We start from the raw sequence: 12,911 nt of genomic DNA on the forward strand, positions 1-12,911 counted from the left end.
GGCGCTCAATTTGCACCGGGTTCCTTGGACTTCTTCACATCCTCGCTGGGCGCTGCGCTGCCGGACTTCTCGCTGTGCACCGGCGGCGGAACGGCGCGGGCCTGCTCCTGCGCGCCGGAGGCGGTAATCCCGGCGACGGAATCATTGCCAACGGCGGGGTAGGTCTTCCAGCCATTCTTCGCTGCGTCGGTACGCCAGCGCCGCGTGACCTCATCCATTGAAGCTGCCAGTTCCTGTTTTTCCTTTTGCGCTTTGGCGGCCGCCTGCTCGGCGGCACTGGGTTTTGCCGCGCTTGCCGCCGGCCCTGCCGCCTGCGTCTCGCCCGCCATCTTTCCCTTGGGCGCATCGCCTGCCACCGCGGCGCCTGGCGACGTGCCGCCCATGGCCGGGCCGCTTGTGTTGCCGCCGGCGCCTTCGGGTATGCCCGGCGTGCCGCTTGGCATCTGGCTCTTGCTCGCTTCACGCGAGCGCTCCATGATCTCGCCGCTGCTCTTGCTGCCGGCGGCGAGCTGCCCCGGAAAATTGGTCTGCCGTACTTCGCTTCGGTTGCCGCCGGCACGCTCGCCGCAGGCGCCGAGCAGCAGCAGGCCGCTTAGCGCTAGGCAGCCCAGCAGCGCAGTTCGTTCACGCATAGTCGCTCCCCCTTGCCGGCTGTGCCGGCTGCGCCGGCGGGGACTGGCTTGCATGGCGGCCATGCGGCGCCGTTGCCTTTCCGGCCTTGACGTCTTCGTACCAGAGCGCATGGTGGCTGGCTGCCCAGGCTTCGTCCACCGTGCCGTGTCGCATTGCCTCATAGGCGCCCGGCGTGCCCCAGGTGCCGATGAAGATATGGCCCATGCTGGCGGCGATGTAGATCACCGCGCCGCCGACATGCAGGTAGTTGGCCCATTGCAGCAGGTAACGGGTCTGCCTGAAATTGACGAAGTCCAGCATCAGCCCGGATACCGAGACGATGATGCCCAGCAGCGCCACGCCGCCCCAGAACCACACCTTCTCGCCGGCATTGAAGTAACCGGCCGGCACATGCTTGTGGCTGACCAGGCCGCCGCCTTTTTTGATCCAGTCCCAGTCCCAGCGCCGGAACAGGTTTTCGCGCAGGAAGGTGAAGAACATCAGCACGGAGCAGGCAATGAACAGCGGCCCGACGAAGTTGTGAAGATACTTGGAGAGGATGGCCACCCAGGAAAACGCGTTGTGGCCCATCAGGGGGATCAGCAGCTGCTTGCCGTACATGATGATCAGCCCGGTCAGCGCCAGCGCCAGGAAGCTGAAGGCGGTGGCCCAGTGGATCACCCTGTCCCAGAGCGTGAAGCGCTGTATCCTGCGGCCCGACTCGGGTCGGTCCAGCCGGGCCGGACCGACCGCGCGGTAGAAGCCGAAGATGAGCAGCGGCACCACCAGCAGGATGGTGCCGGCGATGGTGGCGATCGGCCCGTTGCGCAGGGTGCGCCAGGTATTGCCGCCGCGCTGCAGCAGCACATCCATTTCCGGCTGCAAACCAAACGGCTTGATGTAATGGCGATCGATATGGCGGCGGCCCGAGTCGGCGTCGCCCAGCCCGGGTTGCGGCGTATCCTTTTCCACCTGCAGGATGGTCTGCTCCTCGGCATAGGCCGGCACCGCCTTTTCATGCGGCACCGCGGCCCAGGACATCGCCACGGCCAGTTGCAGCAGCATGCCAAGAAGCCAGGCGGCGAGGACGCTGTGCCGGGTCGGGTGTGGATGCATGGCGGCTCTCCTGTTCTGCTGTTGTCTTGCCCGGCTCAGGGCATGCGGTTGTATTCGTTCTGGCGCCTGTTGCGATTGTCGATGGCGGCATTCCAGGCCATGCGGTCGCCGTGGTAGTGGCGTTGCGATGGCATGTTGTCGGGCTTGCCGTCGTAATAGCCATGCACCCAGGGCGGATGCTGTTCCACTTCCAGGCAGCCGGTGAGGCCGCATGCCATCAACGCAAGGAGCAATACGCGGACGCGGCTCATGTCGGAAACTTTCTCGGGTTGTTCTGGAAGTCGTTCGGCACCTGGTTCCGGCGCGGGCCATCGCCCTTGTTTTCCACCTTGCCGTTGTTGCGCCTGGTCTCATAGGCGATGTCCCAGCCCCACAGTTCCGGCCCATAGCCGCGGGTTTCCACACGCTGCCGATAGATGTCGGCAATGATGCTGGCATCGCCGCCCAGCAGCGCCTTGGTGCCGCATTGCTCGGCGCAGACCGGCAGCTTGCCCTCGGCGATGCGGTTGCGGCCGTACTTCAGGAATTCCGCTTCCGAGTTGTCCGGCTCCGGGCCGCCCGAGCAGAAGGTGCACTTGTCCATCTTGCCGCGATGGTTGAAGGCGCCGGGGTTGGGGAACTGCGGCGCGCCGAACGGGCAGGCGTAATAGCAGTAGCCGCAGCCTATGCACAGGTCCTTGCTGTGCAGGACGATGCCGTCGGCCGTATGGTAGAAGCAGTCCACCGGGCACACCGCCATGCAGGGCGCGTCGGTGCAGTGCATGCAGGCTACCGAGATCGCCGCCTCGCCCGGCACGCCGTCGTTGACAGTGACCACCCGGCGCCGGTGCATGCCCCATGGCACTTCGTTCTCGTTCTTGCAGGCCGTGGCGCAGCCGTTGCAATCGATGCAGCGCTCGGTATCGCAAATGAATTTCATCCTGGTTGCCATCGTCGCTCCTTGCCGCTCAGGTCGTTACCAGACGGCACAGCGAGACCTTGGTCTCCTGCATCATCGTCACCACGTCGTAACCGTAGGTCCAGCCGGTGTTGACCGCTTCACCCAGCACGATGGGGGCGGCGCCGGCCGGATAGTTTTCCCGCAGGTCCTCCCCCATCCACCAGCCGCCGAAGTGATACGGCATCCAGACCAGGCCCGCCGGCACACGCGGCGTGACGAAGGCGGTGATCTTCATGCGCGCGCCGGTGGGGGTTTCCACCCAGACGAACTTGCCGGTCTGCACACGGAGCTGGGCGGCGTCATGCGGGTTGACTTCCACGAACATGGTCTGCTGCAGTTCCGCCAGCCAGGGATTGGAACGGGTTTCGTCGCCGCCGCCCTCGTATTCGACCAGCCTTCCCGAGGTCATGATCAGCGGATAGTCCTTGGCGAAATTGATGTCCTGCACCGACTTGTAGAGCGTCGGCAGGCGCCAGAATGCGGCCTTGTCCGGATAGGTCGGATAGGCGGCCACGAGATCGCGCCGCGGGCTGACCAGCGGCTCCCGGTGCACCGGCACCGGATCGGGAAAATTCCACACGTGGCAGCGGGCGCGCGCATTGCCATACGGCGCGCAGCCATGCGCGATCACCACGCGGATGATGCCGCCCGACATATCGGTCTTCCAGTTGTTGCCCTCGGCCTGCTTCTGCTCCTCGGGCGTGAGTTCATTCCACCAGCCCAGCTTCTTCAGCAGCACATGGTCGAACTCGGGATAGCCGAATTGCATCTCGCTATCCTTGTTGCTGGAGCCATCGGCCGCCAAGAGCGGCAGGCCGTCATGCTCTACGCCCCAGTTGGCCCGGAACGGCAGGCCGCCCTCGGCCACCGGCTTGGAGATGTCGTACAGGATGGGCGTGCCGGGATGCTTCATCTCCGGCGTGCCCCAGCACGGCCAGGGCAGGCCGTAGTAGTCGCCCTTGCATGGACCGTATTCCGCCAGCAGCGTGGTCGGATTGAAGGTGTGCTTGTTTTCCATGTGCAGCTTGAGCCGCTCGGGCGAAATGCCGCTGTAGCCTATGGTCCAGACGCTGCGGTTGATCTCGCGCAGGATGTCCTCGATCACGGGTTCGTTGTCGACCACCTTGATATGCTTGCAGAGTTCATTGGCGAAGCCGAACTTCTTCGCAAACAGGTACATGATCTCGTGGTCGGTCTTGCACTCGAACAGCGGATGGATCACCCGCTCGCGCCACTGCACCGAGCGGTTGCTGCAGGTGACCGAACCCTGGGTCTCGAACTGGGTAGTGGCCGGCAGCAGGTAGACGCCATCCTTCCTGCCGTGCATGGCCGCGGTCATGGTCGGGTAGGGGTCGATCACCACCAGCAGGTCCAGCTTCTGCATGGCCAGCTTCATGTCGGGCAGGCGGGTCTGGCTGTTGGGCGCATGGCCCCAGTAGACCACCGCCTTGAGGCTGTTGGGCTGGTCCACGAACTGCTTGTTCTCGTTGACGCCGTCGAACCAGCGCGACACCGTCATGCCGGGCTTTTCCATCAGCGCCTTGCTGGCGAAGCGGCCCTGCAGCCACTGGTAGTCCACGTCCCAGACCCGCGCGAAATATTTCCAGGCGCCCTCGGCCAGGCCGTAGTAGCCGGGCAGGGAGTCGGGGTTGGGGCCGACGTCGGTTGCGCCTTGTACGTTGTCATGGCCGCGGTAGATATTGGCGCCGCCGCCGGCCACGCCGATATTGCCCAGCGCCAGCTGCAGGATCGACAGCGCGCGCACATTGGCGGTGCCGACATGGTGCTGGGTAATGCCCATGCACCAGACCACCGACGACGGCCGGTTGGTCGCCAGCATTTCGGCCGCCTTCTTCACCGTCGCCTCGGGCACGCCGGTGACGTCCGACACTTTCTCCGGCGTCCACTTCGCCACTTCCTTGCGCACCTCGTCCATGCGGTAGGTGCGACGTTCGATGTATTCCTTGTCTTCCCAGCCGTTTTCGAAGATATGCCAGAGGATGCCCCAGACCAGCGCGATATCGGTGCCGGGCCGGATGCGCACATAGTGATGGGCAAAGCGGGCGGTGCGGGTGAAGCGCGGGTCGATCACGATCATCTTCGCGCCGAGTTCCTTCGCATGCAGGAAGTGCAGCATCGAGATCGGATGCGCCTCGGCCGGGTTGGAGCCGATGAACAGCACCGCCTTGCTGTGGCTCAGGTCGTTGAAGGAATTGGTCATGGCGCCGTACCCGTAGGTCTGGGCCACGCCGGCCACCGTGGTGGAATGGCAGATGCGCGCCTGGTGGTCGGTATTGTTGGAGCCCCACATGGAGACGAACTTGCGCAGCAGGTAGGACTGCTCGTTGTTGTGCTTGGACGAGCCGATCCAGAATATGGCATCCTGCCCGGCCTGCTGGCGCAGCTGCAGCAGCTTGTCGCCAACCTCGTTGATCGCCTGATCCCAGCTGATGCGCTGGTATTTGCCGTTGACCAGCTTCATCGGATAACGCAACCGGTGCTCGCCATGGCCGTGTTCCCGCACCGATGCGCCCTTGGCGCAGTGGGCGCCGAGGTTGATGGGCGAGTCGAATGCCGTGTCCTGCCGCACCCAGACGCCGTTCTGCACCACCGCTTCCACCGAGCAGCCAACAGAGCAGTGGCTGCAGATGGTGTGCTTCACCTCGGGCTTGCCCTGGTCGGGCGTCACATGGGTGGTCTGCGCCTCTGCCTGCTGCATCACGCGCAGCGGCAGTTGCTGCGCCAGCAGTCCGCCGCCGGTCACTAGCCCGGCGCGTGCAAGAAAGGCACGCCGGCTCAGGCCTTTCGGCACGCCCTGGCCAAGGCTGCGTGGCACCAGGGTGGAACGCTTGACGGTGTCACCGGTTTTACGGAGCAGGGTCATGGGCAGCCTCAGAATTGACGCGCTTTGGCGTAGTACTTACGGATGTGCTCGGTTTCGTGATAGCCGCCGGAAGGAGGCTCCGTGCTCTCGGCCGCGCTGGCCTGACCGGCCGCCTGTATGGGAGCGCTACGGGACAGAAGGGCAAGCGCTGCGCCCAGCAGGCCGGCATTGGCGCTGGTACGCAGGAATCCGCGGCGGCCATTGGCCGGGTTTGGCAAATCGGCAGCGTGCGTCATCTGCGGCGCGGGGCTACGAACTGGAACGGGTTTTGGCGCGGCGGTTTTGGTAGGCATGATGCGGCTATTGCAAGAGCCGTGCCCTTGGACGTTTCGCGACGGGTTCCGGGCCTTCCATCGGCACCCATTGTCGAACCCGCAGGGGGTTGAACAAGTTGCAAGCACCTCTTGTAAATCTTAGCGGTCAGTATCGCAACAAGGGTTTCAAGGCGCCAATGGGTGCAGAGCAATTGCTTTCATCAGTGCATTACTGATCTGGCCGATTCAATGCGGGCATGCGCATCGGCGTGAAAGTTGGATCAAGCAGTCTCAGAAAACGGCGATCGCGCTTGAACGAGCGGAACAGCGGGTACGGGAAGGGGGAAACGGCAGACGGATTCATCGCGGCTCGCCCGGCCGACTCATGCGATTCTCCGGCGGCGGGCTTGAAATGCAGGAACGTGTATTCGCGTGCGCGCTTACACGCCCGCACAGTCTCCAATCTCGAAAGCCTCCCTCTCCAGTTCCACGAAGGCATCAAGCACGCGCGCGACATGAAGGTAAAAGCGCGCACCATGCGCATTGCGCATGTCAGCCAGGCAAGCCTGCACCCAGCCGGCGATATGCTCATTGAAGAAAGCCTTCTGCATTCGCAGGGGCCTTCCCTGCTGGATCAGCAGCGCCATCGCCTCGCAAAGCGATCCGAGGTGATCCTCCAGCTCACTGGCATCGGCTTGCCTGGCCACGCCCAGTTCGCGCAGCGTGCTCCGCAGCGCTGCCAATGGCCGGTCCATCATGAATCCGGATAAGTAAAGCGATGCATGCGGATTAATCAGCGGCGTCCCGGTTGAAACGAACAGCGCATCGAACTCCTCGCGTACCGCCTCGGCATCCATGATGCCGGCAACCAGTACCAGCTGTTCCCAGGCCGGTGCAAGCTTCCCGGTCGCGCCATCGATTGGATCCGCAGTGGCAAGCGCATCGAGCAGGCCGGCGGATGGCGGGGAGAGCAACAGCGTAGCCAGCAGGCCGTAAAAACGAGCGCGGGCCTGCTCTTCGGCTGGCAGCAGAATGAATGGCTCCCGCCCACTGTCGGACTGCATATCGGCCGGTTCTGTGTCAGAGACCGGGGAAAACCTTACATGATCCGTGGGCATGAATTCGTCCGGCTGAGGAGGGGCGCGGGAAAGGCTGAATAGTGCTTCCAGCAACATCTGCTCCGTCTTTATGCACGAAATGCTTCCTGAACGGTTGGAGATCGATCAAAACCTGAGCTTCGATGCGTCGTGGCAACGGATCAGGTGGCTTGTTGTGTTGTCCCGTGAAATAGCCGCGATGGAACGAAATAACGAATCTCTTTACCCACCGGCAGACTTATTTTGAGAGGCTAAAATGGATTTATTTAAATGTTTGTACGCTCCATACAGCATTCGCAATGAAGGCAGGGATGATAATTCGGAAAATTCCATGCTGGTTATTGAAACTCCAAAGCGCGAGGCTTGGCCCCTGTCACCTTCAGGAGCATTCGCGGAAGAATCCACCCCCTTGGGGCTAGCCAATTTACCAGCGAGTTCACGAAGAGCGGCTGGCTCCGACGTTTCCCGCCCTCGTAAAACTCTACATGAAAGAGTCCTGAATTTTGTTAAGGGATGTTCGTCCAGATTTAAGGGATTCTTTGCGCAAAAAAAACTCATTTCTGACTTCGAAAAATATATCTCTACAAAGGATTGCTTCCTGAAAGGTGGAAATTTATGTGCAGTGTGGCAGGATGTGGAGAATGGTTTCTTTTCTGGCGCCAAGGTCGGTCATATAGAAAAATTATGCAATGAAATTTGCCGAAGGGTTGAGCATGCCAACCAAAATCAGTTGGAAAAGATTAATAAATTCGTTATTGATTTGGAAGGATATGCAAAAGACAGCACATTGAAAAATTTGGCGGACGTGTATAAAGGATTTTTCTCAACATTATCAGATGCATTGATATCGAGAAATCTCGATCAAGGTCTGGAACATTTTGTAGAGGCTGTGTACGTGCAAGAACGGGGAAGAGGCGGGAAGGATTTAACGCCCTTGCCTGTGGTGAAAGCAGAAATGCCCGATGTACTTTCGAGAGTTTACCAACTGCAACTTCGGTCCATGCTGCGCGCACCCCATGATGGAGCCGATGAAGAAAAATGTTTGGAAGATAAAAAATTAGAATTAAAAAACAATTTCTTGAAAAGGGCTGATAAGGTATATGAGGATGTCTGCTCCAAACCCGGGAATGGGGCGCTCACAAAATTTGCGTGCGCGGGCGTAAGGAGGAAATTTGAGGAGGAATTCGAGAGACTTGTGAAGGATATTCTCGTGACCCGTTTTTAAGTTTGGAAATCCTGAATACGAGGTGAAATCAGGAGTGTCATTGAAGGCTTCGCGTCGAGTGGCATAAATTTTTGTTGAAAGCCTAATGATGGTGAAGAATTTTTACAATTGCTGCTTTGGCCTAAAGAGGCCATGTCGACCCGGGTTTCGCCTTTATTTGACGGCTTTTGGAAGAAACTTTCCTGAACGTCCTGCAGAAAAACGGAGCTTGTAGATGCATTTTCGCCATTGTTCGCAGCATCAATGCATTACGCTTGTCACATTCCTTTCAGCGAAAAATGGGCTTCACAGCGCATGCTAGTCGCTCAGCAGCATTTCAATCGGGTACGGATTGTGTGGTTTTCATGAAAGTGGTGTGTCAGAAGTCGATCCGCCACTTGTCAACAACAGGCAAGCTGAAAATTCCATGGCTACCCATTAATCCTTACAGCTCTGCCTTCCCTGATGTCGCTGATTGGAGGAACGATCCGGATTTGCTGCTGCTGATCAATCGCAGCAGATATCAGCGTTGCTTGGGACAGCGCCATTGCCCCGCTTCTGTCAGTTTGACATGGCGGCCACCACGAGATGGCCTGGCTGCCAATCGATGGTGGTGCAGACTTTAATACCACGACCACCGACTGGCATCTCTCCTATCGTCGATATGCAACAGCAATGAAACGATAGGCGGGCTGCTAGTGCAGAAGCGAGCTTAACTTGGCACGTGTGACCCGCCAGCCTGGCTTATTCCCCACCCGGCGGCGACAGCACATCCCGGCTGCCGTTGCTCGACATCGCCGACACGACTCCTGCCGCTTCCATCTGCTCCACCAGCCGCGCTGCGCGGTTATAGCCAACCCGCAACTGCCGCTGCACTGCCGAGATCGACGACTTGCGGCTGCGGATAACGAATGCCACCGCCTCGTCGTACAGGGGGTCGGCTTCCGCATCGGCATCCGCCGCTGGCGTGTCGGCCGCCTCTTCGGCGACCGCCGGACCGGCCAGCACCGCGTCCTCGTAATCGGGTTCGCCGAACTGCTTCAGGTATTCCACTACCCGGTGCACCTCCTGGTCGGAGACGAAAGCGCCATGTACCCGTTGCGGATAGCCTGAACCCGGCGGCAGGAACAGCATGTCGCCATGGCCAAGCAGGGCTTCGGCGCCCATCTGGTCAAGCACCGTGCGGGAGTCGATCTTGGACGACACCTGGAAGGCCACCCGGGTGGGAATATTGGCCTTGATCAGGCCGGTGATCACGTCCACCGAAGGACGCTGCGTAGCCAGGATCAGGTGGATGCCGGCGGCGCGGGCCTTCTGTGCAAGGCGGGCGATCAGTTCCTCGATCTTCTTGCCGGCCACCATCATCAGGTCCGCCAGTTCATCGATCACCACCACGATCATCGGCAACGGCTCCAGCGGTTCGGGCGCGTCCGGGGTGAGGGAAAACGGATTGGCGACCTTGCGGCCGGCATCGGCGGCGTCGCGGATCTTCTGGTTGTAGCCGGCCAGGTTGCGCACGCCCAGCGCAGACATCAGGCGATAGCGCCGGTCCATCTCGCCCACACACCAGGAGAGCGCATTGGCCGCCAGCTTCATGTCGGTCACCACCGGCGCCAGCAGGTGGGCAATGCCGTCATAGACCGACAGCTCCAGCATCTTGGGGTCGATCATGATCAGGCGCACATCCTCGGGCGTGGCCTTGTAGAGAAGCGACAGGATCATCGCATTGATCGCCACCGACTTGCCCGAGCCGGTAGTGCCGGCCACCAGCATGTGCGGCGCCCGGGCGAGGTCGGTGACCACGGGCCGGCCGGTGATGTCCTTGCCCAGCGCAATCGTCAGGTGGGATGGCGAGCCGCGGTAGGCGTCGGACTCCAGGATTTCCGACAGCCGTATCATCTGGCGCCGGGTGTTGGGCAATTCCAGGCCCATGCAGGTCTTGCCGGGGATGGTTTCCACCACGCGGATCGAGGTCAGGCCCAGCGCGCGCGCCAGGTCCTTCATCAGGCCGACGATCTGGGCGCCACGCACGCCGGTGGCGGGTTCGACCTCATAGCGGGTGATCACCGGGCCGGCGCCGGCGCCCAGCACCGTGACCGGCACCTTGAATTCCTTCAGGCGCTGCTCGATCAGCTGGCCGGTCTGCTCCAGTTCCTCGGCGGAGATATCGATGGTGGCGCCATCGGCGGCGTCCAGCAGGGTCAGGCCCGGCAATGGCATGGACTGTGGCCGTCGCGGCGGCGGCGCAACCGACGCCATGGACGCCGCGGAGGCCATTGCGTAAGCCGGTGGCGCCGTGCTGGCCAGGCCAGGGTTGCCGGCCGCGCCCAGCGCAGGCATGTCCGCACCCAGGAACAGGTCGCTGCTGTCGATCACGGGGATGTCCGGTGCCGGCATCGGCTCGGCATGCCACGCGGCCGGCGATGCGGCGGCGGAGAAACCAGGTGGCAGGAATTCGCTGCTGTCGATGACTTCGCCAAAACCCGGTGGCAGGAACAGGCTGCTGTCGATGGTTTCCTCGTCCGCCGGTGGAAAATGGGCGGCCGCTGCGGTGCCGTTGACCGGGGCGGGGGAGGGCGACGGGATGGTCCCGGCCTGGGGCGCCTGCCTCGCAGTCGCGGACACTGGCGCTGCCGCCGGGCGCGGCTGGCGCAGGGCTTCGCGCCGCTCGCGTTCGCGGCGCGCGGCCGATTCCTCGGCGCGCGCGCGTGCCAGCATCGCCTCGGTGGGACGCAGGCTCTCGACCGCATCCCAGGCGCTGGGCGCGCGCGGCGTTGGCCGGGCCGCGGGCTTTTCGGCAGCCGCCACAGGCTGCGCCTGGCGGCGTCCGGCGACGGTTTCCTGCGGCGGGATCGGCGGCGGCAGGGTCCAGGACTGGTGCTTGCGCGGTGGCGGCGTGGTGGCGGCGCGCAGGCTGCCCGGGTTCGACCTTGCCGGTGGCGGCTCGGCCGACAGGGTGCGGCGCGGCAGCAGCGTCTCGCCCGGCAGGGACGGTCCGCGCAGCGCCACATCGTCTTCCGTTTCGGTCCTGGCGCCTGGCCGGCCGAACAGCCAGAACAGGCCCAGCGCCATCACCGCCAGCAGCAGCAGCGCGCTCAGAACGCCGCCGAACGCCTGCGTCAGCCCGCCGGCCAGCCAGTGACCGAAAGCGGCCGGCGCCGGGCCGGTGTCGGGCTGGCTGCGCAGCTTCGCCTCGAGTGCGCTGCTCGCGCACAGGATCATCAGGGTGCCCAGCCAGAGTCGTATCGAGCCGCGGCCGCGCGCGCCGGGACCCATGCCCAGCAGGCCGCCGGCCAGGCGTGCAAGCAAGGGCAGCACCCACAAGACCGACCAGCCAAAAAAGGAAAAAACAGCGATTTGCATACTTCGGATTGCGGTGGAGTCGTAAAGCCCGTTGTCGCGTGGGTGTCAGCGTTCGGGGAAATGGCGTGGCAGACATGAGACAGGAGCCTGCGCGGCAGAAGAGTCGGCGGCTGCGACGCGCGAGGGCTGGTGCCGAACCGGACCGTTTTTCGCACGTTTCGCTTCGCCGACTGCTGCCGCGCAGGCTCCCAGTATCTCGAATGCGCGATTAACGCCCGAGAGAGCGATAGACTTCTGTATCCTGTGAAATGGAAAGCAGGCAGTTTACCCGAAACCCAACACGACGCGGCCGCGAAAAGGGTCTTGTTTACCGACTATCCATCAGCCATGAACACTCTTGATGACACCAGCAGGCAGGCCGGCGTTTCCAGCCTGCCCGGAAATGCCCTTGTCGCGTTGGAAAGCGTGCTGTTCCCGGCGATCGAACCGTATCGAAGCGGCACGCTGCCGGTCGACCGGCTGCACACCCTGTACTGGGAGGAATGCGGCAATCCGGACGGCGAACCGGTGCTGTTCCTGCATGGCGGGCCGGGCGGCGGGCTGTCGCCGCGGCATCGTCGTTTCTTCAACCCGGCGCATTACCGCATCGTGCTGTTCGACCAGCGAGGCGCCGGCCAGTCCACGCCGCTGGGCGAGGTGCGGGACAACACGACGCCGCTCCTGGTCGACGACATTGAACGGTTGCGGGAAATGCTGGGCATCCAGCGCTGGCTGGTGTTTGGCGGTTCATGGGGCGCCACCCTGGCGCTGGCTTATGGAGAACGCCATCCGGAACGGTGCAGCGGTTTTATCCTGCGCGGCGTGTTCCTGTGCAGCCAGGAGGAAATCGACTGGTTCATGACCGGCATGGGCAAGTTCTTCCCCGAAGCCCATGCGGCGTTCGCCGCCGAGGTGCTGCCTTTCGAACCCGGCGACCTGCTCAATGCCTATGCCGAGCGCCTGTTCGGCAACGATGCGGCCGCCATGCTGCGCGCGGCGCGGGCGTGGAGCGTGTATGAAAGCCGCTGCGCCTATCTTCACCCGCAGCCCGAATCGGCGGCCGGCGACAGTGACGCGGCCTGCCTTGCCATTGCCCGGCTGGAGGCGCATTACTTCCTCAATGCCGGCTTCATGGAATCGCAGGCCTTGCTCAACAACCTGGAGCATATCTGCCATCTGCCGGCCTGCATCGTGCAGGGCCGCTATGACCTGATCTGCCCGCCGGTGACGGCGATGCGGGTGCATGCGAACTGGCCCGGATCGCGCCTGGACATCATCGCTGACGCCGGCCACGCGGCGTCCGAGCCGGGGATTGCGGCCGCGCTGGTCAGCGCCACCGAGCAGTTCCGCACACAGCGCCGCTTCGGGTAGCGTCGGCCTGCTCATGGCAGCCGACAGCGGTATGCCAACTGTCCTACAACATGACGGGAGCTTGTCTGATATCAACATTTCTGCGCAGTGT

At 62.6% G+C, this 12,911-nt stretch carries 10 protein-coding genes; 2 read left to right on the top strand and 8 right to left on the bottom strand.

Features of this window, described 5'->3' with window-relative positions; translation table 11 throughout:
• Positions 1–5: 5 nt before the first annotated feature.
• The 7 genes from ABC383_RS04145 to ABC383_RS04175 form a co-directional block, all read right to left on the bottom strand.
• Positions 6–632, bottom strand: coding sequence for a hypothetical protein (locus ABC383_RS04145; RefSeq protein WP_413012112.1), 627 nt, complete (start codon positions 630–632; stop codon positions 6–8).
• Positions 625–1,728, bottom strand: a complete 1,104-nt coding sequence (locus tag ABC383_RS04150; RefSeq protein ID WP_413012113.1) for a formate dehydrogenase subunit gamma — start codon at positions 1,726–1,728, stop codon at positions 625–627. Before ABC383_RS04150 ends, ABC383_RS04145 begins: the two co-directional genes overlap by 8 nt.
• 35 nt (positions 1,729–1,763) lie before the next feature.
• On the bottom strand, positions 1,764–1,979 hold the full coding sequence (locus tag ABC383_RS04155; protein ID WP_413012114.1) for a hypothetical protein: 216 nt from the start codon (positions 1,977–1,979) through the stop codon (positions 1,764–1,766).
• On the bottom strand, positions 1,976–2,647 hold the full coding sequence (gene fdh3B, locus ABC383_RS04160) for a formate dehydrogenase FDH3 subunit beta (RefSeq protein WP_413012115.1): 672 nt from the start codon (positions 2,645–2,647) through the stop codon (positions 1,976–1,978). Before fdh3B ends, ABC383_RS04155 begins: the two co-directional genes overlap by 4 nt.
• A 28-nt stretch (positions 2,648–2,675) precedes the next feature.
• Entirely contained in the window at positions 2,676–5,552 is a 2,877-nt protein-coding gene (locus ABC383_RS04165; RefSeq protein ID WP_413012116.1) for a molybdopterin-dependent oxidoreductase, read from the bottom strand.
• Positions 5,553–5,560: 8 nt separating this feature from the next.
• Positions 5,561–5,845 (bottom strand): hypothetical protein, encoded by a 285-nt coding sequence (locus tag ABC383_RS04170; protein ID WP_413012117.1) that lies wholly within the window; start codon positions 5,843–5,845, stop codon positions 5,561–5,563.
• Positions 5,846–6,246: 401 nt separating this feature from the next.
• On the bottom strand, positions 6,247–6,981 hold the full coding sequence (locus ABC383_RS04175) for a TorD/DmsD family molecular chaperone (RefSeq protein ID WP_413012118.1): 735 nt from the start codon (positions 6,979–6,981) through the stop codon (positions 6,247–6,249).
• Positions 6,982–7,234: 253 nt separating this feature from the next.
• Here ABC383_RS04175 and ABC383_RS04180 point away from each other — a divergent pair, with 253 nt between their 5' ends.
• Entirely contained in the window at positions 7,235–8,128 is an 894-nt protein-coding gene (locus ABC383_RS04180; RefSeq protein WP_413012119.1) for a hypothetical protein, read from the top strand.
• Positions 8,129–8,851: 723 nt separating this feature from the next.
• On the opposite strand, the gene ABC383_RS04185 is transcribed toward ABC383_RS04180, so the two are convergent.
• Positions 8,852–11,470 (bottom strand): DNA translocase FtsK, encoded by a 2,619-nt coding sequence (locus tag ABC383_RS04185; protein ID WP_413012120.1) that lies wholly within the window; start codon positions 11,468–11,470, stop codon positions 8,852–8,854.
• Between the two features lie 327 nt (positions 11,471–11,797).
• Here ABC383_RS04185 and pip point away from each other — a divergent pair, with 327 nt between their 5' ends.
• On the top strand, positions 11,798–12,820 hold the full coding sequence (gene pip / locus ABC383_RS04190) for a prolyl aminopeptidase (protein ID WP_413012121.1): 1,023 nt from the start codon (positions 11,798–11,800) through the stop codon (positions 12,818–12,820).
• The last annotated feature ends 91 nt before the right edge of the window (positions 12,821–12,911 follow it).

The sequence above is a fragment of the Noviherbaspirillum phoenicis genome (assembly GCF_047237965.1).
Classification (GTDB): Bacteria; Pseudomonadota; Gammaproteobacteria; order Burkholderiales; family Burkholderiaceae_D; genus Noviherbaspirillum_A.

What these genes read in the sequence shown, in the direction of transcription:
- ABC383_RS04145 (WP_413012112.1), bottom strand. Translation starts at nt 632, where the DNA reads ATGCGTGAACGAACTGCGCTGCTGGGCTGCCTAGCGCTAAGCGGCCTG.
- ABC383_RS04150 (WP_413012113.1), bottom strand. Translation starts at nt 1,728, where the DNA reads ATGCATCCACACCCGACCCGGCACAGCGTCCTCGCCGCCTGGCTTCTT.
- ABC383_RS04155 (WP_413012114.1), bottom strand. Translation starts at nt 1,979, where the DNA reads ATGAGCCGCGTCCGCGTATTGCTCCTTGCGTTGATGGCATGCGGCCTC.
- fdh3B (WP_413012115.1), bottom strand. Translation starts at nt 2,647, where the DNA reads ATGAAATTCATTTGCGATACCGAGCGCTGCATCGATTGCAACGGCTGC.
- ABC383_RS04165 (WP_413012116.1), bottom strand. Translation starts at nt 5,552, where the DNA reads ATGACCCTGCTCCGTAAAACCGGTGACACCGTCAAGCGTTCCACCCTG.
- ABC383_RS04170 (WP_413012117.1), bottom strand. Translation starts at nt 5,845, where the DNA reads ATGCCTACCAAAACCGCCGCGCCAAAACCCGTTCCAGTTCGTAGCCCC.
- ABC383_RS04175 (WP_413012118.1), bottom strand. Translation starts at nt 6,981, where the DNA reads ATGTTGCTGGAAGCACTATTCAGCCTTTCCCGCGCCCCTCCTCAGCCG.
- ABC383_RS04180 (WP_413012119.1), top strand. Translation starts at nt 7,235, where the DNA reads ATGCTGGTTATTGAAACTCCAAAGCGCGAGGCTTGGCCCCTGTCACCT.
- ABC383_RS04185 (WP_413012120.1), bottom strand. Translation starts at nt 11,470, where the DNA reads ATGCAAATCGCTGTTTTTTCCTTTTTTGGCTGGTCGGTCTTGTGGGTG.
- pip (WP_413012121.1), top strand. Translation starts at nt 11,798, where the DNA reads ATGAACACTCTTGATGACACCAGCAGGCAGGCCGGCGTTTCCAGCCTG.